Annotated in this window: 25 protein-coding genes; 17 read left to right on the top strand and 8 right to left on the bottom strand. The window is 69.0% G+C overall.

The window, feature by feature from the left end; all coding sequences use genetic code 11:
- Position 1: 1 nt before the first annotated feature.
- Positions 2-808 carry a hypothetical protein gene (locus P0Y52_11110; protein WEK57085.1) on the bottom strand — a complete coding sequence of 269 codons (807 nt, stop codon included), beginning with the start codon at positions 806-808 and terminating at the stop codon, positions 2-4.
- A gap of 110 nt (positions 809-918) precedes the next feature.
- On the opposite strand from P0Y52_11110, the gene P0Y52_11105 reads away from it, so the two are divergent.
- The 5 genes from P0Y52_11105 to P0Y52_11085 all read left to right on the top strand — a co-directional run bounded on the left by P0Y52_11105 (position 919) and on the right by P0Y52_11085 (position 3,868).
- Positions 919-2,142, top strand: a complete 1,224-nt coding sequence (locus P0Y52_11105; GenBank protein ID WEK57084.1) for a phage major capsid protein — start codon at positions 919-921, stop codon at positions 2,140-2,142.
- A gap of 194 nt (positions 2,143-2,336) precedes the next feature.
- Positions 2,337-2,603, top strand: a complete 267-nt coding sequence (locus tag P0Y52_11100; protein ID WEK57083.1) for a head-tail connector protein — start codon at positions 2,337-2,339, stop codon at positions 2,601-2,603.
- A complete protein-coding gene (locus tag P0Y52_11095) occupies positions 2,600-2,902 on the top strand; it encodes a head-tail adaptor protein (GenBank protein WEK57082.1) in 303 nt (100 codons plus the stop codon). Before P0Y52_11100 ends, P0Y52_11095 begins: the two co-directional genes overlap by 4 nt.
- Positions 2,899-3,306: a DUF3168 domain-containing protein gene (locus P0Y52_11090; GenBank protein ID WEK57081.1), complete on the top strand. Its 408-nt coding sequence runs from the start codon at positions 2,899-2,901 to the stop codon at positions 3,304-3,306. Before P0Y52_11095 ends, P0Y52_11090 begins: the two co-directional genes overlap by 4 nt.
- Positions 3,307-3,457: 151 nt before the next feature.
- Positions 3,458-3,868: a phage major tail protein, TP901-1 family gene (locus tag P0Y52_11085; protein WEK57080.1), complete on the top strand. Its 411-nt coding sequence runs from the start codon at positions 3,458-3,460 to the stop codon at positions 3,866-3,868.
- On the opposite strand, the gene P0Y52_11080 is transcribed toward P0Y52_11085, so the two are convergent.
- Positions 3,865-4,119: a hypothetical protein gene (locus tag P0Y52_11080; GenBank protein WEK57079.1), complete on the bottom strand. Its 255-nt coding sequence runs from the start codon at positions 4,117-4,119 to the stop codon at positions 3,865-3,867. The two genes, P0Y52_11085 and P0Y52_11080, sit on opposite strands and share 4 nt — an antisense overlap.
- Before the next feature lie 33 nt (positions 4,120-4,152).
- Between P0Y52_11080 and P0Y52_11075 the strand changes: the two genes are divergently transcribed.
- From P0Y52_11075 to P0Y52_11065, 3 genes are all read left to right on the top strand, one after another.
- Complete coding sequence (locus tag P0Y52_11075; protein WEK57078.1) at positions 4,153-4,449, top strand: GTA-gp10 family protein; 297 nt, start codon at positions 4,153-4,155, stop codon at positions 4,447-4,449.
- The gene (locus P0Y52_11070) at positions 4,446-4,628 is read left to right on the top strand and encodes a phage tail assembly chaperone (GenBank protein ID WEK57077.1); all 183 of its coding nucleotides are present in this window, start codon (positions 4,446-4,448) and stop codon (positions 4,626-4,628) included. Before P0Y52_11075 ends, P0Y52_11070 begins: the two co-directional genes overlap by 4 nt.
- Positions 4,629-4,726: 98 nt before the next feature.
- The gene (locus tag P0Y52_11065) at positions 4,727-5,254 is read left to right on the top strand and encodes a phage tail tape measure protein (protein WEK57076.1); all 528 of its coding nucleotides are present in this window, start codon (positions 4,727-4,729) and stop codon (positions 5,252-5,254) included.
- A 282-nt stretch (positions 5,255-5,536) separates the two neighbouring features.
- On the opposite strand, the gene P0Y52_11060 is transcribed toward P0Y52_11065, so the two are convergent.
- Positions 5,537-6,238 (bottom strand): DUF805 domain-containing protein, encoded by a 702-nt coding sequence (locus P0Y52_11060; protein WEK57075.1) that lies wholly within the window; start codon positions 6,236-6,238, stop codon positions 5,537-5,539.
- Positions 6,239-6,399: 161 nt separating this feature from the next.
- Between P0Y52_11060 and P0Y52_11055 the strand changes: the two genes are divergently transcribed.
- The 8 genes from P0Y52_11055 to P0Y52_11020 all read left to right on the top strand — a co-directional run bounded on the left by P0Y52_11055 (position 6,400) and on the right by P0Y52_11020 (position 16,615).
- Entirely contained in the window at positions 6,400-7,011 is a 612-nt protein-coding gene (locus P0Y52_11055; protein WEK57074.1) for a DUF2460 domain-containing protein, read from the top strand.
- Between the two features lie 45 nt (positions 7,012-7,056).
- Positions 7,057-7,710 carry a DUF2163 domain-containing protein gene (locus P0Y52_11050; protein ID WEK57073.1) on the top strand — a complete coding sequence of 218 codons (654 nt, stop codon included), beginning with the start codon at positions 7,057-7,059 and terminating at the stop codon, positions 7,708-7,710.
- A 230-nt stretch (positions 7,711-7,940) separates the two neighbouring features.
- Positions 7,941-8,318, top strand: a complete 378-nt coding sequence (locus P0Y52_11045; GenBank protein ID WEK57072.1) for a peptidase P60 — start codon at positions 7,941-7,943, stop codon at positions 8,316-8,318.
- 28 nt (positions 8,319-8,346) lie between these two features.
- Complete coding sequence (locus P0Y52_11040; protein WEK59486.1) at positions 8,347-11,976, top strand: glycoside hydrolase/phage tail family protein; 3,630 nt, start codon at positions 8,347-8,349, stop codon at positions 11,974-11,976.
- Between the two features lie 251 nt (positions 11,977-12,227).
- Positions 12,228-13,142: a DnaJ C-terminal domain-containing protein gene (locus tag P0Y52_11035; GenBank protein WEK57071.1), complete on the top strand. Its 915-nt coding sequence runs from the start codon at positions 12,228-12,230 to the stop codon at positions 13,140-13,142.
- A gap of 43 nt (positions 13,143-13,185) precedes the next feature.
- Complete coding sequence (locus tag P0Y52_11030; protein WEK57070.1) at positions 13,186-14,346, top strand: phosphoserine transaminase; 1,161 nt, start codon at positions 13,186-13,188, stop codon at positions 14,344-14,346.
- Positions 14,347-14,424: 78 nt separating this feature from the next.
- Complete coding sequence (locus tag P0Y52_11025) at positions 14,425-15,720, top strand: adenylosuccinate synthase (protein WEK57069.1); 1,296 nt, start codon at positions 14,425-14,427, stop codon at positions 15,718-15,720.
- Positions 15,721-15,808: 88 nt separating this feature from the next.
- A complete protein-coding gene (locus P0Y52_11020; GenBank protein WEK57068.1) occupies positions 15,809-16,615 on the top strand; it encodes a response regulator in 807 nt (268 codons plus the stop codon).
- Positions 16,616-16,772: 157 nt separating this feature from the next.
- Here P0Y52_11020 and rpoH read toward each other — a convergent pair whose 3' ends face one another.
- The 3 genes from rpoH to P0Y52_11005 form a co-directional block, all read right to left on the bottom strand.
- The gene (gene rpoH / locus P0Y52_11015) at positions 16,773-17,657 is read right to left on the bottom strand and encodes an RNA polymerase sigma factor RpoH (GenBank protein WEK57067.1); all 885 of its coding nucleotides are present in this window, start codon (positions 17,655-17,657) and stop codon (positions 16,773-16,775) included.
- Between the two features lie 218 nt (positions 17,658-17,875).
- The gene (locus P0Y52_11010) at positions 17,876-18,550 is read right to left on the bottom strand and encodes a hypothetical protein (protein ID WEK57066.1); all 675 of its coding nucleotides are present in this window, start codon (positions 18,548-18,550) and stop codon (positions 17,876-17,878) included.
- Positions 18,551-18,576: 26 nt separating this feature from the next.
- A complete protein-coding gene (locus tag P0Y52_11005) occupies positions 18,577-19,578 on the bottom strand; it encodes an RluA family pseudouridine synthase (GenBank protein ID WEK57065.1) in 1,002 nt (333 codons plus the stop codon).
- A gap of 79 nt (positions 19,579-19,657) precedes the next feature.
- On the opposite strand from P0Y52_11005, the gene P0Y52_11000 reads away from it, so the two are divergent.
- Positions 19,658-20,296 (top strand): DUF2799 domain-containing protein, encoded by a 639-nt coding sequence (locus P0Y52_11000; protein WEK57064.1) that lies wholly within the window; start codon positions 19,658-19,660, stop codon positions 20,294-20,296.
- Positions 20,297-20,492: 196 nt separating this feature from the next.
- On the opposite strand, the gene fba is transcribed toward P0Y52_11000, so the two are convergent.
- Together fba and P0Y52_10990 are read right to left on the bottom strand one after the other, a co-directional pair.
- On the bottom strand, positions 20,493-21,557 hold the full coding sequence (gene fba / locus P0Y52_10995; GenBank protein ID WEK57063.1) for a fructose-bisphosphate aldolase class II: 1,065 nt from the start codon (positions 21,555-21,557) through the stop codon (positions 20,493-20,495).
- 393 nt (positions 21,558-21,950) lie between these two features.
- Positions 21,951-23,144 (bottom strand): phosphoglycerate kinase, encoded by a 1,194-nt coding sequence (locus P0Y52_10990; protein WEK57062.1) that lies wholly within the window; start codon positions 23,142-23,144, stop codon positions 21,951-21,953.
- Between the last annotated feature and the right edge of the window lie 63 nt (positions 23,145-23,207).

Below are 23,207 nucleotides of genomic sequence, written 5' to 3'. Positions count from 1 at the left end.
CTTATCTAGCCTTGGAGGTGTCGATTTCCTGAATTCGGGCGCCCTCGACGGTCCAGATCTTGTCGCCGGCGGCGACGTAGATCGGCAGGCGGTTGAGCAGGGAGAGGAAGACGTGAACCTCGAGCGGCTGGGGGGCGACCAGCACGCTGGTCACGAGGGCGGCGGGCTGGCCGTCTTGACCCGCCTGGCGGCGGTCCATGTTAAGGCAGCCGTTGGACAGCTGTTCTCGTTTTTCGACGGTGCGTCCGTCGGCGCTGATGTGGAAGCGGTAGTGGCCGCCCATGGGGACAATATTGGCGTCGTTGGTGGCGGCCAGGAGCCAGACCAGCCAGCCGTCGCTGTCGGGGTCGTCCAGCACGACCGTGTTGAAATTGGCCGTGCAGCGCAGGGCGCCGATGTTGGCGGTGGCGGTGTTGCGGGCCAGGTAGTGCGCGATCTGATCGTCGGGGAGGGCGGCGTCCGTCGACTTGATCGCCGGGCCCGCGCGACCGTTCTTGTCGACGAGGATGTCGTAGCCGGGAAGAGGCGCGGCCGGGTCGCCACGCAGGAAGCGGACGAGTTGGGCGTCGTCCTGCTCGACGACGATCCAGCCGATCAGGCCGTGATCCGTCGCGCCGTCCAGTTGGGCAAGCAGCACGTCGGTGGCGCGCCAGGCGGCGCGGTCCTGAATGAAGATGGCCGAGCCGATCGTGCCGGTCCGCTGAAGGGGCCAGGCCTCGACCTGGGCCGGGCGGGCGTCGTCCGCGGCCCAGGCGGCGGGAGCGAGGCTCAGCGACAGGGCGGCGAACAGGGACAACAGCGGCCGCATGGGCGATCCTTTTCGGAGGCGTCCTGCGCGGCGGCAGAAACAGGGCGCGACTCGAAGCGGGTCGCGCGCCGAGCGTAACCGCATATCGCGGTTCTTCAAGCGGAGAGAGCATGAAAGAGACCAAGACCGCCTCGGCATCGCCCGAGGCGCGCGCCGCCCTGCATGAGATGATGGCGGCGTTCGAGGCGTTCAAAGGGGCGAACGACGCCCGTCTGGACGAGATCGAGAAGAAGGCGTCGGCGGACGTGCTGCTGGAGGAGAAGGTGGCGCGCATCGATCAGGCGGTGGCGGGGGCGCAGGCGCGTCTCGACCGCGCGCTGAGCGAGGGCCGTCGTCCGATGTTGGGCGCCGAGCCGCCCGCTGTGGCGGCGCCGGAGGCCAAGGCGGCTTGGGACGGCTATATGAAGTCGGGTCAGGCGCATGGCCTGGAGCTGAAGGCGGGGCTGTCGTCGGCGTCGAACTCGGCGGGCTATGTCGTGCCGCCGGAGACCGAGCGGGCCATCGAGCGACGTCTGATGGCGGGCTCGCCGATGCGCGAGATCGCCACGGTGCGCACGGTGGGTTCCGGCGTGTTCCGCAAGCCGGTGTCGACGGCGGGCGTGACGGCGGGCTGGGTCGCCGAGACGGCGGCGCGACCGGAGACGGACCCGGCGACCTTGAGCCTGCTGGAGTTCTCTTCCGCCGATCTCTACGCCTGTCCGGCGGCGACGCAGAGCCTGCTGGACGACGCCCTGATCGACCTGGACGAATGGCTGGCGGCCGAGGTCGAGGACGCCTTTGCGGCGCAGGAGACGGCGGCCTTCGTCAGCGGCGACGGGGTCAACAAGCCCAAGGGCTTCCTGGCCTATGCGACGGCGACCGAGGGCACGCAGACCTGGGGCCAGATCGGCACGGTGGCCTCGGGGGCGGCAGGCGCTTTCGCCTCGACCAGTCCGGCGGACAAGCTGATCGACCTGATCTATGCGCCCAAGGCCCAGTATCGGCCGAACGGCCGCTTTGTCATGAACCGCCGCACGGTCTCGGCGGTGCGCAAGTTCAAGGACGGGGACGGTAACTATGTCTGGTCGCCGGCGACGCGACCGGGCGAGACGGCGTCGTTGCTGGGCTATCCGGTCACCGAGATCGAGACCATGCCGGATGTGGCGGCCAACAGTCTGTCGATCGCGTTCGGCGACTTCTCGCGCGGCTATCTGATCGTGGATCGCGCGGGGGTGCGGGTGCTGAGGGACCCCTATTCGGCCAAGCCCTATGTGCTGTGCTACACGACCAAACGCGTGGGCGGCGGGGTGCAGAACTTTGATGCGATCAAGCTGATGAAGTTCGCGGCTTCGTAGTCGTGGAGTGAACGGGTCGTCCTTCTCCCCTCCAGGGGAGAAGGGGGCTCGCGGCGCGAGACGGATGAGGGGGACGGGTGCGCGTGCGCGACGTCGGCCGTTTGCCTTCTGAGCCCTACCCCTCATCCGAGCGCCTCTGGCGCCCACCGTCTCCCCCAAGGGGAGAAGGAAGCAGATCATTGGGAGAATTAATCATGAGCGCACCCGTGACCCTCACGGAGGCGAAGCTGTTCCTGCGCGTCGAGCATGAGGCGGAGGACGGGCTGATCCAGACCCTGATCGACGCCGCACGGGCGCGGGTGGAGGGGGAGGTGGGGTTGGCCCTGGCCTCGACGTCGCCTGCGCCGCTGCGGTTGGCGGTGATGATGCTGGTGCTGCGGGCCTATGAGCGCGGCGAGGGCGAGATGAGCGTGGCGCCGGTCGAGGGGTGGATTGCGCCCTATCGCGTGGTGCGGCTGTGAAGGTCGTCGCGAGCCTGGTGCGGCCGGTGGAGGCGGAGACGCCCTATGGCGGGCGGGTGGTCAGCTATGAGCCGGTCGGGTCGTTGTGGTTGGAGCTGGGTGCAAGGCGTCGGCGCGAGCGGACGGAGGGCGGCGTGACGCGCGGGGTGGAGACCTTGAGCGCCACGGTGCGAAGCGATCCGCGGCTGGCCGAGGGGCTGGTGGTGCGGTTCGGCGGGGCGGACTGGGGCGTCTTGGGCCTGGAAGCGGATCCGAAGGCGGCGGGACGAGTGCGGCTGAACCTGGAGCGGGCGCGATGAGGGATCATGAAGGGGCGCTGGTGAAGGCGCTGATCGCGCGTCTGAAGGGCGACGCGGCCTTGCAGGCGCTGCTGGGCGATCCGGTTCGGGTCTGGGACCAGCCGCCGGAGGAGCCCGCGTTTCCGCATCTGCTGATCGGCAAGGGCGAGAGCCGGGGGTTGAACGCGGACGGCGGCGGGGTCGAGCATCGGCTGACCCTGACCTGCGCCAGCCGCTTTGCCGGGATGGAAGAAGCGCGGGCGGTGGCGGCGGCGGTGCGGGCGCGGGTGGCGGACGCAGCGGTCGAGGCCGACGGGGTGAGGGCGGTCAGCCTGGGCGTGACATTCACCGATGTGTTTCGCAGCGCGGACTTGAAACGGGCGTGGGCGGTGATGCGGCTGCGAGCCGTGACGGAAGAGATTTGAGGCTGAATTGATCCTCCCCTGCGCAGCGGGGGAGGGGGACCATGCGCAGCATGGTGGAGGGGGCGGCTGGGGACTGTGCGTGGGGCTTGCCCCCTCCACCGCTTCGCGGTCCCCCTCCCCCGTCGCTGCGCGACAAGGGAGGATTGAAGACATGACGGCGCAACGCGGCAAGGACATCTTGCTGAAGATCGAGGGCGCGGCGGGCGTCTTTACGACGGTGGCGGGGCTGAGGGCGCGGACGATTTCGCTGAACGCCAAGACGGTGGATGCCACCGACGGCGACAGCGCCGGGCGCTGGCGCGAGCTGCTGGCGGGAGCCGGGGTCAAGTCGGCGGCGGTGTCGGGGCAGGGGATCTTCCGCGATGCGGCGTCCGACGCCCTGATCCGCGAGGCCTTCTTTGAGCAGGCGGCGAAGACATGGCGGCTGATCGTACCGGACTTCGGGGTGCTGGAGGGGGCGTTCATCGTGGCGGCGCTGGAATACGCCGGCGAGCACGAGGGGGAGGCGAGCTTTGCGCTGAGCCTGGCGAGCGCGGGCGAGATCAGTTTCGCGGCGCTCTAGAAGCGGCGGAGCGTGGACCAGTCGACTTTGACGAACCACATTTCGGTGTCGCTTCGGCAGGGCGCATCAACGAGGCCAAAGCCAAGTTCGCCCTCAACCTCGAAGTCCTCTGGCTCGAGAATAACAACCCGGTCGCCGACTTTGGCGCCGACTGAACCAGCGAGGGGTTCGAAACGCTGGCCATCAAGCCAGAGACCCCATGCCTGATCGCTGTCCGATAGTGCGTTGAAGTCAGTCTGAAGTTTCAACATGGCGCGATGCTATCGCGTGGGGGTGAGAGTGCAATGGTTTCACCGAACGGCGTGCGGGGCGAGGCGACGGCGGTGCTGGCGGGGGCGGAGCGGAGGCTGTGTCTGACGCTGGGGGCCTTAGCCGAGATCGAGACGGGGCTGGGCGTGGCCGGGATGGCGGCGCTGGCCGAGCGGATGCGGATGTTGTCGGCGCGGGATCTGATGGTGGTGCTGGCGGCCTTGCTGCGCGGCGGCGGCGAGGCGGTGTTGGCGGACGGTCTGGCGAGCGCGGCTGTTGATCCGCGCGAGGCGGCGGAGGCGGTGGCGAAGGCGTTTGCGGCGGCCGCATGACTCCCCAGGACCGGCAGTGGGGTGAGATGTTGCAGGCGGCGGCGCGGATGGGCGTGGGGCCGGAGGGGTTCTGGAGGCTGTCGCTGAAGGAATGGCGGATGCTGACGGCGGGGCCGGTTCAGGCGGCGCCCCTGGGGCGCGGCGAACTGGAGCGGATGCACGAACGCTGGCCGGATTGAGCAGAGTGTCGGAGGGGGCGTCTCGACGGGAGAGGGCGGCGTCGCCCCCTCCACCACTTCGTGGTCCCCCTCCCCATGAAATGGGGAGGAGTGTTGGAATGACGGACAGTTTCAGGCCCGACGGGATCGACGCCGTGCCGGTGAAGGCGGCGGAGGCGGCGGCGGCGCTGGAGGCGCTGAGGGAGCCGGCGGAGCGGGCGGCGGCCTCGATCGAGGAGGCGTTCGGGCGGGCGGGCGAGAGCCTGACGCGGTCGCTGACGCGGGCGGCGGCGGACGGGGAGGTGACCCTGGCCGAGCTGGCGCGGGCGGTGCTGAACGCGGTCAATGCGGCGGCGGGTTCGGGGCGGGGCGGGGGCCTGTCGGACGCGATCTCGGCGGTGATGAACAGTTTCGGCGGGGCGCGGGCCGAGGGCGGGCCGGTGCTGGGCGGCGGGGCCTATCTGGTCGGCGAGCGCGGGCCGGAGGTGTTTCGACCGGCGGGCGCGGGCAGCATCGAGCCGATGGGCGGTGCGGGCGTGACGGTCAATGTCAGCGTGGACGGCGGGGCGCAGGGGCTGTTGCGGTCCGAGGCGCAGATCGCTCGGATGCTGGCACGGGCGACGGCCCTGGGCGCGCGGCGGATGTAGCGGGGCTGAGGCTGCGGAGCGCTACGCGGTTCGTGATAGCCACCAAAAACGTGGCTCAAGCAGCAAGGCGCCGTGCGCCGAGCGATAGCCACCAAAAAGAACGAGGCTCAAGCAGCGAACCGCCGCGCGGTTCGCGATAGCCACCAAAAAGAACGAGGCTCAAGCAGCGAACCGCCGCGCGGTTCGCGATAGCCTCAAAAAGCGTGGCTCAAGCAGCGAAGCGCCGCGCGCTTCGCGTTAGCCACCAAAAGAATGGGGCGCTCCGAAGAGCGCCCCTTGGTCTTATTCGCCCTTGGGATTGGGGCCGAACCTGTTGTCGCCGCGCTGGCTGTCGGTGATCCCGATCCAGAGCAGGAAGGCGATGTTGACCAGGAACATGACGGCGAGGCCGCCCATCATGGAGCCCAGCATGGAGAGGGCCACGGCGGGGTCTTCGCTCTCGAAGGCGCCGGGGTTGGTGATGATGGCGGTGCCGACGGCGCCGATGATCATGACGAAGCCGACGACGTTGGCGACCCAGGGAATGACGGCGAACCAGCCCGACTTGCCGATGTCATGCAGGCGCTTCACCACAATCGCGAGGTTGGGCCAGATCATCGCCAGCGACAGGATGAGGCCGAGGAAGGGGATCCAGCCGGTCACGACGCCGGCGCCGAGCAGAATCAGCCAGCTGATCCAGAAATGCTGGCGGCGCAGACGGCCGTTGAACGAGAACAGGGCGCTGGTGAAGTCATAGCCGCCGCCGGTGTCGCGGGCAGTGTAGGCCGAGCTGGCGGCGGCGCCGAAGGCGGCGGCGGGATCGCCGGCCAGGACCATGATCTGGGTCGCTTCCAGGCCTTCCGGCACGAAGTCGACGCGGGCGCCGGCGCGGATGGTTCCGCCCGCCTGGATGGCCGACCGGGCGAAGCCGTAACGGATGCTGTCGTCGCCGCTGATCAGGCCGGTGCCCGACACGTCGTCATAGCTGAGAATTTCACCGCGCACTCGGAAGTCTCCTGAATCTGAACGGCCCCTGCCGCTTTGACGCGAGCATGGCTGAGCGCCGGTTTTCAGACAAGTCGAAGCGTGACCTTGGGACAGGATTTCTGCGAGCGGATCTCATCTTGTTCCAAAATGACGCAGTTTCAAATACATGCGAGGGATCAATGGCCTTTCACGAGGTGCGTCTGCCGGCGCGGCTGGCGTTCGGGTCGACCGGCGGGGTCGAGCGGCGGACAGAGATCACGATGCTGGGGTCCGGGTTCGAGCGGCGCTCGACGCCCTGGGCCGAGGGGCGCCGGCGCTATCTGATCGGGGCGGGGCTGCGGTCGCTGGACGACATGGCGGCGCTGACGGCCTTTTTCGAGGCGCGACGCGGGCGGCTGTACGGGTTCCGGTTCCGGGACTTCGCCGACTTCAAGAGCTGTGCGCCGGGCGAGGCGGTGGCGGCGACGGATCAGAGGATCGGCGTCGGCGACGGGACGCGGCGCAGCTTTGGCCTGAGCAAGGCTTACGGCGACCATGAGCGACGGATCAGGAAGCCGGTCGAGGGCTCGGTGCGGGTGGCGGTCGGCGGCGTGGAGACGAGCGGGTTTGAGGTCGATGCGGCGACGGGGGCGGTGACGCTGGCGGCGGCGCCGGCCTCGGGCGCGATGGTGACGGCGGGGTTTGTGTTCGACACGCCGGTGCGGTTCGACGCCGACCGGATCGAGGTGACGCTGGAGAGTTTCGGCGCGGGGCGGATGGTGGCCATGCCGTTGATCGAGGTGCGGGTCTAGGCGGCGCGTTTTCCTCCCCACGCGTGGGGAGGAAAGAGGGGAACGATGAGAGACATACCGAACGAATTGGCCGACCGCATCGAGAGCGGGGCGGCGACGCTGTGCCATGCCTGGGTGCTGAGGCGGGCGGACGGCGTGGTGATGGGGTTCACCGATCATGATCGGGACCTGAGCGTCGAGGGCGTGGTCTGTCGCGCCGGCAGCGGCTGGACGGCGGGGGCGGGCGAGGCCGAAGCGGGACTGGCGGCGGGGGGGCTGTCGGCGTCGGGCGGGCTGGATGATGCGGCCATCACCGAGGCGGATGTGGCGGCGGGTTTGTTTGACGGCGCGAAGATCGCGCTGTGGCGCGTGGACTGGGCGCGGCCGGAACTCGCGGCAAGGCTGTGGGCGGGAACGCTGGCGCGGATCAGGCGCGAGAATGGGGCTTTTATCGCCGATCTGGACGGACCGATGGCGGCGCTGGAGCGGGTGGTGGGGCGGACCTATGGCCGGACCTGCGACGCGGTGCTGGGCGACGGGCGCTGTGGTCTGAGCGCGGCGGCGATTGGTGGCCGGAGCTGCGACAAGCGGTGGGCGACCTGTGCGGGCGTGTTCGGCAACGGCGTCAACTTTCAGGGCTTTCCCGACATTCCGGGCGACGACTTCCTGACGGCGCGACCGGCGGGCGCCGGGCGCAATGACGGGGGGAGCCGGCGATGAGCGTGTCTGAGCCGATCCTCCCCTGTCGCGAGGCGACGGGGGAGGGGGACCATGCGGAGCATGGTGGAGGGGAGGAAATCGGCCAGGGTGGTCTGGAGAGGGCGTGGGTGCGTCCGCCCCCACCACCACTGCGTGGTCCCCCTCCCCCGCCAAGCGGGGGAGGATCGAAAGATGCTGTTCTGGACGCCGCGCGGGGGTGGCTGGGGACGCCCTATCGGCATCAGGCCAGCGTGAAGGGCGAGGGGGCGGATTGTCTGGGTCTGGTGCGCGGGGTTTGGAGAGAGGTGATGGGCGACGAGCCGGAGGCGCCGCCGGCCTACCGACCCGACTGGGCCGAGGTCGGGGGTGAGGAGACCTTGCTGAAGGCGGCAAGGCGGCGGCTGGTGGAGGTTCCGCTGGCGATGGCGGGGGCCGGGGATGTGCTGCTGTTTCGGATGAGCGCGGGATGTCCGGTCAAGCACTGCGCCATCCTGAGCGACGATGACGGGCCGGAGTGGAAGATGATCCACGCCTATTGGGGGCGGGCGGTGGTCGAGAGCTGGGTGGGGCCGTGGTGGCGGCGAAGACTGGTCGCGGCGTTTCGCTGGCCGGTGAAGACGGGGGGCTGAGGATTTGGCGCAGGTCGTATTGAGCACTGTGGGCCAGCAGGTGGGCGGGCCGATCGGGCAGTTCATCGGCTCGACCATCGGCCGGGCCATCGACAACCGGGTGATCGCCAGCCTGTCGCCGGCGCGGCAGAAGGGGCCGAGGCTGGAGGCCTTGAGCCTGCAGTCGTCGGCGGACGGGGCGCCGATGGCCTGTGTGTTCGGGCGGGCGCGGGTCGTCGGTCAGGTGATCTGGGCCGCGCGGTTTTTGGAGACCAAGAACAAACGGTCGGGCGGCAAGGGCGGGCAGAAGACGGTCGAGTACGAATACTCGCTGAGCTTCGCCGTCGGGCTGGGCGAGGGGCCGATCGACGGGGTCGGCCGGGTCTGGGCCGACGGCCAGCCGCTTGACCTGACCGGGGTGACGATGCGGGTGCATCGGGGGACGCAGACGCAGACGCCGGACCCGCTGATCGAGGCGGTGGAAGGGGCGGTCTCGGCGTTTCGCGGCACGGCCTATGTGGTGTTCGAGGACCTGCCGCTGAGGCCGTTCGGCAATCGGGCGCCGCAACTGGCGTTCGAGGTGTTTCGTCGGCCGATGGGCGTCGAGCGGCGGCTGGAGGACCGGCTGGAGGGAGTGTGTCTGATCCCTGGAGCGGGGGAATTCTGTCTGGCGACCGAGACGGTGATGCGGCGCGAGGGACTGACGGAGAGCAGGCCTGAGAACGTCAACAACGCCGAGGGGCGGGCGGATATCGAGGTGTCGCTGGATCAGTTGACGGCCCAGGCGCCGAACCTGAAGCGGGTCAGCCTGATCGTCGGCTGGTTCGGCGACGACGTGCGGGCGGGACATTGTCAGGTTCGACCCGGTGTGGATCGGCGCGACAAGATGACCAAGCCGATGCGCTGGCGCGTGGCCGGGCTGGAGCGGCATGAGGCGCATCTGGTGTCGCAGGTCGACGGCGGGCCGGCCTATGGCGGGACGCCGTCGGACGAAAGCGTGCGCCAGGCGATCCGCAGCCTGAAGGCGCGGGGGGTGGAGGTGACGCTGTATCCCTTCGTCTTCATGGACTGCCCTGGCTATCCGTGGCGCGGGCGCGTGGCCGGGACGGACGGCGCAGGGGCGGCGGCGGAGGTGGCGGCCCTGTTTGGGACGGCGAGCGGCTGGGGGTTGAGGCGGCTGGCGCTGCACTATGCGCGGATGGCGGCGGAAGAGGGGGCGGACGGCCTGCTGATCGGCTCGGAGATGCGGGGGCTGACAGGGACGCGGGATGCGGGCGGCGGCTTTCCGGCGACGGCGCAGTTCAAGGCGCTGGCGGCGGAGTGTCGGGCGATTGTCGGGGCGGGGGTGAAGCTGAGCTACGCCGCTGACTGGTCGGAGTATTTCGGCTGGCAGAAGGACGGCGAGGCGCGGTTCCATCTGGACCCGCTGTGGGCCGATCCGAATATCGATTACGTCGGCATCGACTGGTATCCGCCGCTGGGCGACTGGCGCGCGGGCGACGGCGGGCTGGATGCGGAGGCGTTCGAGGGGGCGGCGGACCCGGGCTATCTGGCGATGCAGGTCGCGGGCGGCGAGAACTTCGACTGGTATTACGCCAGCGCCGAAGATCGGGCGGGGCAGGTGCGGACGCCGATCAGCGACGGGGCGCATGGCGAGGACTGGCTGTATCGACCCAAGGACCTGAAGGGGTGGTGGTCGAACGCTCACCATGAGCGGGTCGCGGGCGTGCGGTCGGCGACGCCGACGGCCTGGGTTCCGGGGATGAAGCCGATCCGGCTGACCGAGTTCGGCTGTGCGGCGGTGGACCGGGGCGGCAATGCGCCGAACCTGTTCCAGGACCCCAAGAGTTCCGAGAACGCCCTGCCGCCCTTCTCGACGGGGGCGCGCGACGACCGGATGCAGCGGCGGGCGCTGGAGGCGGTGCTGACGCATTTCGAGGACGTGCAGAACAATCCGGTGTCGAGCGTCTATGGCGGGCGGATGGTCGAGAGGGCGGACGCCTGGTGCTGGGACGCGCGGCCGTTTCCGGCCTTTCCGGCGCGCGGCGGCGTGTGGGCTGACGCCGGGGCCTGGCGGGCCGGGCACTGGCTGAACGGGCGCATGGGCGGCGAGGCGGCGGATCTGGTCGCGGCGGTGCTGAAGCGCGGCGGGCTGGCGGAGGAGGCGTTCGAGATCGGGGCGCTGGACGGCGAGATCGCGGGCTATGTGATTGATCGACCGATGCGGACGCGGGATGCGCTGGAACCGCTGCTGGCGGGTCTGGGCGCGACGGCGGCCGAGCGGGGCGGGCGGATCGCGGTGCTGAGCGAGACGGCTGTGGGGCTGACGCTGACGGCGGAGGCCTTGGCCCTGCCGGATGAGGGGGCGAGCGTCACAGCGGATCGGTCGCTGGAGCCGCGTCCGGGCGCGGCGCGGGTGCGCTTTATCGACGAGGCGGCGGACTATCAGACCGGGTCGGTGGTGGTGCGCGGCGCGGGCGACGGCGGCGGGGTCGATCTGGAACTGCCGGCGCTGGCGCGGCGTACCCTGGCGACGACCGGGGGCGAGACGGATCGGTTGACGGTGAAGCTGGGGCCGCTGGAGGCCTTGCGGCTGGAGCCGGGCGAGGTGGTGCAGGTCGAGGGGCGGACGGGCGACTGGCGCGTGACCCGGCTGGATGTGGACGAGCAGCCGTCGGCGGTGCTGGAGCCGGTGATGGTCGTGCGGGCGGACGAGGCGCCGACGGACTGGCGGCCCGGCGACGGGCCGGCGGTGGTCGGGGCGCCCTTGCTAAGGTTGCTGGACCTGCCGCCTCTGCCGGGGGCGGAGCACGACGGGCGGCCTGTGGTGGCTGTGGCGGCCGAGCCCTGGACGCCGATGACGGTGCATGGGGGGGAGAGCGTGGACGCCCTGACGCCGCGCGTGACGGTGGAGCGACCGGCGACAGTCGGGGCGCTGGTCGAGGCGGTCGGGCGCGGCGTGGTCGGGCGCTGGGACGAGGTGAATGCGTTGATGGTGCGCGTCGAGGGGCGGGCCCCGGAGAGCCTGACGGCGGGCGGGGTGTTAAGCGGCGGCAATGCTGTGGCGCTGGAGACGGCGGCGGGCTGGGAGGTGGTGCAGTATCGGCGGGCGGACCTGATTGAAGGCGAGGTCTGGCGGCTGAGCGGTCTGTTGCGGGGGCAGCAGGGGAGTGAAGACGCGAGCGTAGCGGGGGCTGTGGCCGGGGCGGTCGTGGTGTTTCTGGAACGCGACATGGCGCGGGCTGAGGTGGCGGCGGGCGAACGGGGGCTGCCGAGGGTCTGGCGGGCGGGGCCTGCGGGCGCGGCTCCGGGCGGGGCGGGGTTCAGCGAGGCGGACTTTGTCTGGACCGGGCGAGCGGCGCGGCCTTGGCGACCGGCGCATCTGCGGGTGGCGGTCGAGGGCGGCGGGCGGCGGCTGTCGTGGACGCCGCGGGTGCGGGTCAACGGCGAGGGCTGGGAGGCCGAGCCGGTCGAGGTCGACCCGCGCCGGTTCCGGGTGCGGGTGCTGGACGGCGCGGCGGAGAAGCGGGTCTGGGAGGCCCAGGGGCTGGAGGCGGTCTATGCGGCGGCTGAACTGGCGGCGGACTGGCCAGGCGGGCTCGGCGAAGGCGCGCGGTTCGCCGTGGCGCAGTGGGGCGACGGCTATGGCTGGGGGGCTGAGGCGGTGGCCGAGCTGTGAAGCGCGTCCTTCTCCCCCGAGGGGAGAAGGTGACTCGCGGAGCGAAACGGATGAGGGGGACGTTGGCTTCGTGCTCATCGTCGCCGTCCAGCCTGCTGAACACGCCCCCTCATCCGAGCGCCTCCGGCGCCCACCTTCTCCCCCTAGGGGAGAAGGGCAAGGTGAGGCTTTGTGCTGCTGCCCCTTCCAGCGGGGGGGCGCATGGCTTAACTGACGCTCTGGTCTTTTACTGATGTTGGAGCGAACTCGACGTGGCTGGCGATCCCTACAAGGAACTGGGCGTAGCCAAGGGCGCGAGCGCGGACGAGATCAAGAAGGCGTTCCGCAAGCTCGCCAAGGAGCTGCACCCGGACAAGAACCCCGGCGACAAGGTGTCGGAGGAGCGGTTCAAGCGCATCACGGCGGCCTTTGACCTGCTGGGCGACGCCGAGAAACGGGCCAAGTATGATCGCGGCGAGATTGACGCTGACGGCCGTGAGCAGTTTCGCGCGCCGCCGGGTGGCGGCGGTCGCTCGGGCGGCTCGGGCGGCTTTGGCGGGTTCGGCGGGTCGGGCGGTCGCGGCGGGTTCGAGGACATCGACCTGGAGGAGTTGTTCGGCGCCTTTGGCGGCGGCGGGCGCACGGCGGGGCGCGGCGGCTTCGGCGGCGGCAAGGGCCAGGACGTGCGGGCGACGCTGGACATCAGTCTGGAAGACGCCATCGCCGGGACGACGCGCCGCATCCAGTTTTCGGACGGGCGGATGCTGGACGTGGCCATTCCCAAGGGGGCGTCCGAGGGCCAGGTGATCCGGCTGAAGGGGCAGGGGGCGCCGGGACGCGGCGGTCAGGCGGGCGACGCCCTGATCGAACTGAAGATCGCGCCGCACCCGGTGTTCAAGCGCGACGGGGCGGACCTGACCATGGACCTGCCGGTGTCGGTGCCCGATGCGGTGCTGGGCGGCAAGATCCAGGTGCCGACGCCTGAGGGCGCGGTGATGATGACCATTCCCAAGGGCTCGAACAGCGGCAAGATTCTGCGGCTCAAGGCGCGCGGCGCCTATGCGGCGGGCAAGCGCGGGGACCTGTTGGCCAGGCTGGTGGTGACGCTGCCGGACACGCCGGACGACGACCTGATCCGGTTCGCCACCGAGTGGCGCGACAAGCGCCCCTATAAGCCCGGACGCTGAGCCGACTTCATACCTCTCCTCCCCAAGCTGGAACGACGACGCCATGATCGCCAAGCCTGACGCCAAGCCTGCTCGCCCGTGGTTCTCCGCCGGTCCGACGGCCAAGCGTCCGGGGTGGTCGCTGGCGGGCCTGCCGACCAATCTGCTGGGACGCGGCATCCGCGCGCCGGAGGTGGTGGAGCGGTTCGCCTACGGCTTGCGGCTGACGCGGGAGGTGCTGGCGCCGCCCGAGGATTACGTGCTGCTCTATACGCCGGGCTCGGATACGGGCGCGGTCGAGGCGGCGCTGTGGGGGATGCTGGGCGAGCGGCCGGTGCAGGTCGTGGCCTATGAGAATTTCGGCCAGGTCTGGGCGACCGATGTGCGGGATCACCTGAAGCTGGAGCCCGAGGTGCTGACGGCGCCCTGGGGCGAGTTGCCGGACATGACGCGCGTCGATCCCAAGAAGGACGTGGTCTTCCCGTGGAACGGCACGACGTCGGGCGTGCGCATGGATAACGCAGACTGGATTTCCGACGACCGCGAGGGGCTGACCATCTGCGACGCCACCTCGGCGGCGTTCGCCATGGACCTGCCGTGGGACAAGCTGGATGTGACGACCTTCAGCTTCCAGAAGGCGCTGGGCGGCGAGGCGGGCATCGGCGTCATGGTGCTGTCGCCGCGCGCCGTGGCGCGGCTGGATACCTATCGGCCCGAGCGGTCGATCCCCAAGTTGCTGCGCCTGACGGACAAGACCGGCTTTGATCGGACCCTGGCGGACGGGGTGGTGATCAACACCTATTCCATCCTGACCATCGAGGACTGGATCGACGCTCTGGAGTGGGCCAAGGGCGCGGGCGGTTTGCCGGAGCTGATCCGCCGCACCGACCGAAACTATGCCGCCCTGGCCGAATGGGTGGAGCGGACCGAATGGGTCGCCATGCTGCCGGATCGCCCGGAAATCCGCTCGACCACCTCGGTCTGCCTGAAGTTCACCGATGCGCGCATCGCGGCGATGGACGAGGCGGGGCAGAAGGCGTTTGTGAAGCGGTTCAAGGCCTTGCTGGAAGACGAAGGCGCGGTGTTCGACATGGAGCCGCACCGTTACGCCCCGCCGGGCCTGCGTCTGTGGTGCGGTTGCACGGTCGAGACGGCGGACGTGGTGGATGCGACCCCGTGGCTGGAATGGGCGTTTGCGACGGCGGTCAGTGAACTGAGCGCATAAATCTGCGCTGTCGGGGCGACTCCGGACGATTCAGGGGTTATAGGCTCCCACCGCATTCTGGATTGCGGAGAAACGATCTTGGCGAACGTCGCAGTAGTCGGCGCCCAATGGGGCGACGAGGGCAAGGGCAAGATTGTGGACTGGCTGTCCAATCGCGCCGACATGGTGGTGCGGTTCCAGGGCGGTCATAACGCCGGCCATACGCTGGTCGTCGACGGCAAGGTCTACAAGCTGGCGCTGCTGCCTTCGGGCGTGGTGCAGGGCAAGCCCTCGATCATCGGCAACGGCGTGGTCGTCGATCCCTGGCATCTGGTCGGCGAGATCGAGAAGATCGTCGCCCAGGGCGTGGCCATCAGCCCCGACATCCTGACCATCGCCGACAACGCCTGTCTGATCCTGCCGATCCACCCGGCCCTGGACGTGGCGCGCGAAGCAGCCGCCAGCGCGCCGGGCGCCAAGATCGGCACGACCGGTCGCGGCATCGGCCCGGCCTATGAGGACAAGGTGGGCCGTCGCGCCATCCGCGTCTGCGACCTGGCCAACGAAGACGACCTGAAGATCAAGATCGACCGTCTGCGCTCGCACCACGATCCGCTGCGTGCGGGGCTGGGGCTGGAGCCGATCGATCCGGCGGCGCTGCTGGCGCAACTGCTGGAGATCGCGCCGAAGATCCTGCCCTATGTGAAGCCGGCCTGGCGCGTGCTGGATCAGGCCCAGAAGGACGGCAAGCGCGTGCTGTTCGAGGGAGCGCAGGGCGCCTTCCTGGACGTGGATCACGGCACCTATCCCTATGTGACGTCGTCCAACACCGTGGCCGGTCAGGCGGCGGCGGGTTCGGGCATCGGTCCGCGCGGCGTCGGCTATGTGCTGGGCATCGTGAAGGCCTATACGACCCGCGTCGGCGAAGGCCCCTTCGCCTGTGAGCTGAATGACGAGGTCGGTCATCACCTGGCCACCGTGGGCCGCGAGGTCGGCGTCAATACGGGCCGGGCGCGTCGCTGCGGCTGGTTCGACGCCGTGCTGGTGCGCCAGTCGGTGGCCATCAACGGCATCGACGGCATCGCCCTGACCAAGCTGGACGTGCTGGATGGTCTGAAGACGCTGAAGATCTGCGTCGGTTATCGCATCAATGGCGAGGTTCTGGACTATCTGCCGTCCAGCCTGAAGGCTCAGGCCTCGGCCGAGCCGGTGTTCGAGGAGTTGGAAGGCTGGAGCGAAAGCACGGCCGGGGTCCGCACCTTCAAGGACCTGAACGCCCATGCGCTGAAATACGTGCGCCGGATCGAGGAACTGATCGGCGCGCCGGTGGCCCTGTTGTCGACCAGCCCCGAGCGGGACGACACCATTCTGATGCGCGACCCGTTCCAGGGGTAGGGCCCGGATGAGGGGTGGTGTCCCGATAAGGGAAACGGCCCCTTAACCCCCTGAGTTTACTTTCTTGGCTCCAGTATGGAGCCGAGCCGTGTTCGCTTTAGACGCCAAGACGATGCAGAAGATCGCCCCGGTCGTGCGCCGGGTGCTGATCGTCGACCCCAATCCCGCGGCCGCGCGGCTGCTGTCTGACCTGCTGAAGGGCTTCGGATCGCGCGATGTCGCGGTCGAGAGCGATGAGGCGCGGGTGATCGATCTGGCGCGCGAGATGGAGCCGGGGCTGATCCTGACCGAGCGTTCGGGACCGCGACTGGACGGCGAGGCTCTGGCGCGACGTATCCGACGTTCCAGCCTGTCCTGCCGCCGCGTGCCGATCATCATGGTTACGGCCGAGGCCACCGCCAGCACCATAAAGGGCGCGCGGGATTCCGGCGTTCACGAGTTTCTGAGGAAGCCCTTCACCAGCGGCGACCTGTTCCGTCGGGTCGAGAACCTGGCCACCAAGCCGCGCGACTGGGTCGAGGCGGTGGGCTACATCGGGCCTGATCGTCGCCGCTTCAACTCCGACGACTATGCCGGGCCGGGCAAACGCAAGGCGGACAAGCCGGCGTCGGCGGCCGAGGCGGTTGTGGCGGTCAAGGATCAGGCGATGCGAATCCTGAACTCGGCCCTGACCCAGTTCGACACCGATCCCATGCAGGCGGTACGCGCCATCAAGCAGCAGGCCGAGACGCTGAAGGCCCTGGCCATCAAGACGGGCGACGCCTCGCTGGCCATTGCGGCGGCAGGTCTGGAAACGACCTTGGCGGCGGGTGCGCCGACCAAGGCGATCCTGGCTGGGCCGGTGGCGGCGGTGCTGGCCCTGGCATCGCCCGATAGCCTGACGCGGGCGGGCTGACGGTTCGATTCTGGAACGCCTCATCCTCGCTGGACGCGAGGATCGGGCTGTCGGCGCTATTTCGACGGCTTGAAGAAGTGCTGACACCCCTCATCCGTATCGCTGCGCGAGCCACCTTCTCCCTCAAGGGGAGAAGGGGTGAGATTTATGAGCGCGCTTACGCGTCGACCAGATTCCGCTCTTCAGCGGCGGCGCGCATGGCTTTCTGCAGTTTCTCGAAGGCGCGGACCTCGATCTGACGCACGCGTTCGCGGCTGACGCCGTACTGGCCGGCGAGTTCTTCCAGCGTGACGGGATCGTCCTTGAGGCGGCGTTCCGTGAGGATGTGCTTCTCGCGCTCGGTCAGTTCCTGCATGGCTTCTTCCAGCAGGCTCATGCGGATGGATTTTTCCTCGGAATCGGCCAGAGCCGTTTCCTGAGACACCGCATTGTCGTCGGCCAGCCAGTCCTGCCACTCGCTTTCGCCGTCGGCGCGCAGGGGCGCGTTCAGCGAGGCGTCGCCGCCGAGGCGGCGGTTCATGTTGGTGACTTCTTCCTCGGACACGCCCAGCTTGGTGGCGATTGCGGCGAGGTGTTCGGGACGCAGGTCGCCCTCTTCAAACGCAGAAATCTGGCTCTTGGCCTTGCGCAGGTTGAAGAAGAGCTTCTTCTGCGCGGCGGTGGTGCCCATCTTCACGAGCGACCAGGAGCGCAGGATGTATTCCTGAATCGAGGCGCGAATCCACCACATGGCGTAGGTGGCCAGGCGGAAGCCCTTGTCGGGATCGAATTTCTTCACGGCCTGCATCAGGCCGACGTTGCCCTCTGAAATCACTTCGCCGATCGGCAGGCCGTAGCCGCGATACCCCATGGCGATCTTGGCCACGAGACGAAGGTGAGAGGTGACGAGGCGGTGGGCCGCTTCGGGGTCCTGGTGCTCGCTCCAACGCTTGGCGAGCATGAACTCCTCGTCCTTGGTGAGCATCGGAAACTTGCGGATTTCCGTGAGATAGCGCGACAGTCCCTGTTCAGGCGACATCACCGCGAGTGTCGAGTTAGCCATTAGACGTGGTCCCTCCGACCGAAAGCAAAGAGCAGGCGCCACGGCTCTGACCACATGCGTGCGCCATCGCCTCACCCCTCAACCGATCAGATGGGTATGGGTTGCCGCCTTGTGTAGAGGCGGATCGTCACACGAGAGCGTGACTGTGGCTCCCAAGCCACCCGTATCGGGTGAAGGCTTATTAGCACAGTGTGTGTTGCGGATCAAATCGCCGGGATTTAATGGAAATCCACGTGAAGATGGTCGTCGTGGCGGGCCGCCTGGCATCCCGCGAAGCGAAGTTTGGGGTGGCCCCAGAAGCCCAGCCGGCGTTCCAGATGCGGTTCGATCAGAATCCGTTTCACGCGAGGGTCCGCCGCCAGATGCCGGATCAGGGCCGAGGTGCGGGCTTCGTCCAGCCGCCAAGGCCGGTCGGCAGGAGGATCGGGCTTCTCCGCCGAGCCCTTGCGGCCGTCGGGGCAGGCGATCTCCTCACCCGGCCGGGGCGGTTCGGCGGGCCAGAAGCCGCCGTACCGTGACGTATCGGGGAAGCGCTGAAGCGGCTTGCCGGCGGAGTCGGTGTAATAGAGGGCCAGATCAATCTGGCGCCCGTCGCCGTGGCTGCGATGGGGCGGGAGGGGCGTTATCCCTGCGGCGCCGGATGCATCCATGAAGCGCAGCTTCTCGCCGGGATAGAGGTCGGCCATGTAGCGTGCTGATTCGACGAGGGCGTCACGCGCGGCGGGGCGCATGAAGTGCCGATCCTTGCGGCAGTAGTAGGTTTCTGTCGGTTCGAGCGGCGTCGAACCGTTGCAGGGCAGGGAAACCAGACCCGCGGCATTGGGCTGTGCGGAGCCTGCCTTTCCCTGCCAAGGCTCGGGCGCGGCGCCGCAGGCCGAAAGCAGGAGCGTCATGGCGATAGTGGCTGCCGGGAGTTGCTTCACAGCGCTGACAAAAGTTCTTCCAGCCGCCGCATATCCTCGGGCGGGGCGGTTTCGAAGCGCAGGGCCTGACCCGTCACCGGGTGGACGAAGCCGAGGACGGCGGCGTGCAGGGCCTGGCGGGTCAGGCCGACCTCGGCGACGGCGGCGCGGACGGGGGCGGCGGGGCTGCCCGAGCCGTAGACGGGGTCGCCGAGCAGGGGCGAACCCTTGGACGCCAGGTGGACGCGGATCTGGTGGGTGCGGCCGGTGTGCAGGGTGCAGGCGACGCGGGCGGCGAGCGGGGCGCTGGAGGCCTTGGCGGGCTGGCCGAAGGTCTTCTGCACCACATAGTCGGTGATGGCCTCGCGACCGCCGCTTTTGAGTACGGCCATCTTCTTGCGGTCGCTGTTGGAGCGGCCGATCTGGGTCTGGATGCGGCCCTTCTCGGGGGAGGGCGCGCCGCGCGTCAGGGCGATGTAGGTGCGCTCGATGTCGTGGGCGGCGAACAGGGCGGACAGCCCTGCGTGGGCGCGGTCGGACTTGGCGGCGACCATGACGCCCGAGGTGTCCTTGTCGAGGCGGTGGACGATGCCGGGGCGGGCCACGCCGCCAATGCCTGACAGGGTGTCGCCGCAGTGGGCCAGGAGGGCGTTGACCAGGGTGCCGGTCTCGCAGCCGGGGGCCGGATGGGCGGCCATGCCGGGGGCCTTGTCGATGACGATCAGGTCGGCGTCCTCGAACAGAACCGTCAGGGGGATGGCCTCGGGCTGGGGCGTGGCGGCCACGACCGGCGGCATGATGACAGCGTAGAGGCCGGCCTGCGCCTTGGCCGAACCGCTGGTGATCGGCTGGCCGTCGCGGCGCACGGCGCCCTCGGCCAGCAAGGCCTGAAGCCGGGCGCGCGAAAGGGTGGGGAAGGCGGCGGCCAGGGCCTTGTCGAGACGGACGCCGGGCGCGTCGATGCGCGCCTCAAGCATTTCTGCGTCGTCGTCTTCCGTCAGCAAGGGTTCATCGGCCATAGGGCGAAATAGCATGGCTTGCGGGGCGAGGCTTCATCGGTCCTTGGTCGCAGCTCGAAATGCCTTGGGAGAGGCCGGGATGAAGTTTTTGATCGCCGCCGCTGTCGCCGCTACGGGCGTGGTTCTGCTGTCGGGTTGCGCCACCATGAGCGAGGACCAGTGCCTGGTCGGCGACTGGGGCGGGCAGGGTTGGCGCGACGGGGCGGCGGGGCATCAGGTCAGTCGCGTGGACGACCATGCCAAGGCTTGCGCCAAGTATGGGGTGGCGCCGAACATGAGCGCCTATCTTTCGGCGCGGGACGACGGACTGCGGACCTATTGCACCTGGGAGAGCGGTTTCCGGCAGGGGCGGCAGGGGAACAGCTATGGCGGGGTCTGCTCGCTTGCCGAAGAGCGTGACTTCCTGCCGGCCTATCAGGACGGACGGCGAATCTATGTCGTCGAGCAGGCGGTGTCCTCGGCGGAAAGCGCGCTGAACGCGGCCGTCAGCCGGATCAACGACCGCGAGGACAAGCTGGAGGCCAAGCAGCGCGAACTGCGGCAGGACGGCCTGACGGACGAGCAGCGCGAGCGCATTCGCGAGCGTATCCGCGAGGTGCGCGGCGAACTTCAGGAGGCGCGCCGCGATGCGCGACAGGCCGAGGAAGAACTGCGCTACGCCGAAATCGAGGCGCGGGCGGTGATCGGCGCCGTCGGCGGGCGCTACGGGGTGTGGTGATCAAAGAGCGACTAATCCTCCCCCGAGGAGCGTAGCGCAACGGGGGAGGGGGACCATGCGCAGCATGGTGGAGGGGGCGAGGTCTGGCGTCGCCTCCTGCTATTGAACGCTGCGTCTGTGGCCGCCCCCTCCACCACTATGTGGTCCCCCTCCCCCGCAAGCGGGGGAGGATCGAGAGCGGGCGGCGATGAGCTGATCAGCCGATGCGCGGGTCCAGTTCGCCGGCGGCGTAGCGCTTGGCCATCTGGGCGGTGGACAGGGGCTTGATCTTGGACGCCTGGCCTTCGCAGCCGAACTGCTGGTAGCGCTCGATGCACAGCTTGCGCATGGCTTCCTTGGCGGGCTTCAGATAGGCGCGCGGATCGAACTCGCTGGGCTTCTCGGCCAGAACCTTGCGGATGGCGCCGGTGATGGCCATGCGGTTGTCGGTGTCGATGTTGATCTTGCGCACGCCGTGCTTGATGCCGCGCTGGATCTCTTCGACCGGCACGCCCCAGGTCTGGGGCATCTGACCGCCGTAGGCGTTGATGATGTCCTGCAGGTCCTGCGGCACCGAGGACGAGCCGTGCATCACCAGGTGGGTGTTGGGCAGGCGGCGGTGGATTTCCTCGATCACGTTCATGGCCAGGACGTCGCCGTCGGGCTGGCGCGTGAACTTGTAGGCGCCGTGCGAGGTGCCCATGGCGATAGCGAGGGCGTCGACCTTGGTGGCCTTGACGAAGTCGACGGCCTGATCCGGGTCGGTCAGCAGTTGCGAGTGGTCCAGCTTGCCTTCGAAGCCGTGGCCGTCTTCGGCCTCGCCCATGCCGGTTTCCAGCGAGCCGAGCACGCCCAGTTCACCCTCGACCGAGACGCCGCAGGAGTGGGCCATCTCGGTGACGCGACGGGTGACGTCGACGTTGTATTCATACGAGGCGGGGGTCTTGGCGTCTTCTTCCAGCGAGCCGTCCATCATCACCGAGGTGAAGCCGTACTGGATGGCGGTGGCGCAGGTCGCCGGGCCGTTGCCGTGGTCCTGGTGCATGCAGACCGGGATGTGCGGATAGAGCTCGGCCAGGCCGTCGATCAGCTTGGCCAGGATGATGTCGTTGGCGTAGCTGCGGGCGCCGCGCGAGGCCTGGATGATGACCGGGGCGTTGACCTCGTGGGCCGCCTCCATGATCGCCAGACCCTGCTCCATGTTGTTGATGTTGTAGGCGGGCAGGCCGTAGTCATGTTCCGCCGCGTGGTCGAGCAGCTGTCGCAGCGTGATGCGCGCCATGGGTAGTCTCCTGAACCGATATTGTTTTGCGAGGCTTTAGCCCGGAGGGGCGAGGAAGTCACGCCGGGTTACAGGACCAATGCGGCCCCGCCTTGCCAATCAGGGCGAGATGCGGCAGGCGTTGCATAACGCAGGTCTGTCGAGGGTAGGGTATGCGACGAATGGCAATCATTGCGGTCTTGACGCCGCTTCTGTCCGGGTGCGCTCAGGGCGTCAGCATGGACTGGCGGGGCACGGCGCAAGGTATGACGCAGAGCGCCTGCCGTCAGTCGTCGCGCTGCGATCTGCCGGTTTGCAGCGCTTCGCCAGCCGAGGCCGCAGGGCGCGACGCCTGCGATAATCCCTATCCCGGCGGCGGCGCGCGACGACCGGGCGCCGCGCGCTAGAGGCCGGTCAGACCCGCAGGGCCTCGACGCCCGGCAGGACCTTGCCTTCCATCCATTCCAGGAAGGCGCCGCCCGCGGTGGAGACGAAGGTCATGTCGTCGGCCGTGCCGGCGTGGTTCAGGGCCGAGACGGTGTCGCCGCCCCCGGCAACGGCGACCAGCTTGCCGGCCTTGGCCAGTTCAGCGGCGTGCTGGGCGGCGGCCACGGTGGCCTTGTCGAAGGGCGGGACCTCGAACACGCCGAGCGGGCCGTTCCAGATCAGGGTCTTCGACAGGTCCATGGCGCGGGCCAGGCGGGCGACGGTTTCAGGACCGGCGTCCAGGATCAGGTCGTCGCTGGCGATGCGGTCCAGGGCGCGCACGCCAGACTCGATGCCCGGCTTGACGCCCTTGGCCACCACGACATCGACCGGCAGCAGCAGCTCACAGCCCTTCTGACGGGCTTCCTCGATGATCTCGAGCGCGGTGGCGGCCAGGTCTTTTTCACAGAGCGAACCGCCGACATCGACGCCCTGGGCGTGCAGGAAGGTGTTGGCCATGCCGCCGCCGATGGCCAGGTAGTCCAGCTTGGCGACCAGGTTCTTCAGCAGGTCCAGCTTGGTCGAGACCTTGGCGCCGCCGACGATGCCGATGACGGGCTTCTGCGGGCTGCCGAGAGCGGCGTCGAGCGCCGAGAGTTCGCGGGCCATGGCGCAACCGGCGTAGGCGGGCAGCAGGCGGGCCAACCCTTCCGTCGAGGCGTGGGCGCGGTGCGCGGCCGAGAAGGCGTCGTTGACGTAGAGGTCGCCCAGTTCGGCCAGTTGGGCGGCGAAGGCCGGGTCGTTCTTTTCCTCGCCCTTGTGGAAGCGGACGTTCTCCAGCAGCAGCACGCCGCCCGCGTCGAGGTCGGCCACGGCCGCCTTGGCCTCAGCGCCCACGCAGTCGTCGGCGAAACGGACGGGGCCGTGCAGCAGCAGTTCCAGCGGCTCGACCACGGGGCGCAGGCTCATCGACGGCACGCGCTCGCCCTTGGGACGGTCGAAGTGGGCCAGCAGCACCACCTTGGCGCCCGCCTCGCGCAGGCGGTGGATGGTCGGCAGGGCGGCCTTCAGACGGGTGTCGTCCGTGACCTTGCCCCCCTCCATCGGCACGTTGAAGTCCACGCGGACCAGAGCGGTCCGGCCGGACAGGTCAGCGGCATCGTCGAGGGTGCGGAAGGTCATGCTCTACTCGCTTTGCCTATCGAGACAGGCTTCGGTCCAATGGATTTGTTTAGAAATTTTAGG

The organism is Candidatus Brevundimonas phytovorans, from assembly GCA_029203145.1.
Taxonomy (GTDB): domain Bacteria; phylum Pseudomonadota; class Alphaproteobacteria; order Caulobacterales; family Caulobacteraceae; genus Brevundimonas; species Brevundimonas phytovorans.
Note: the sequence above shows the minus strand (reverse complement) of the source record. Positions and strands in the feature narration are given on the sequence as shown.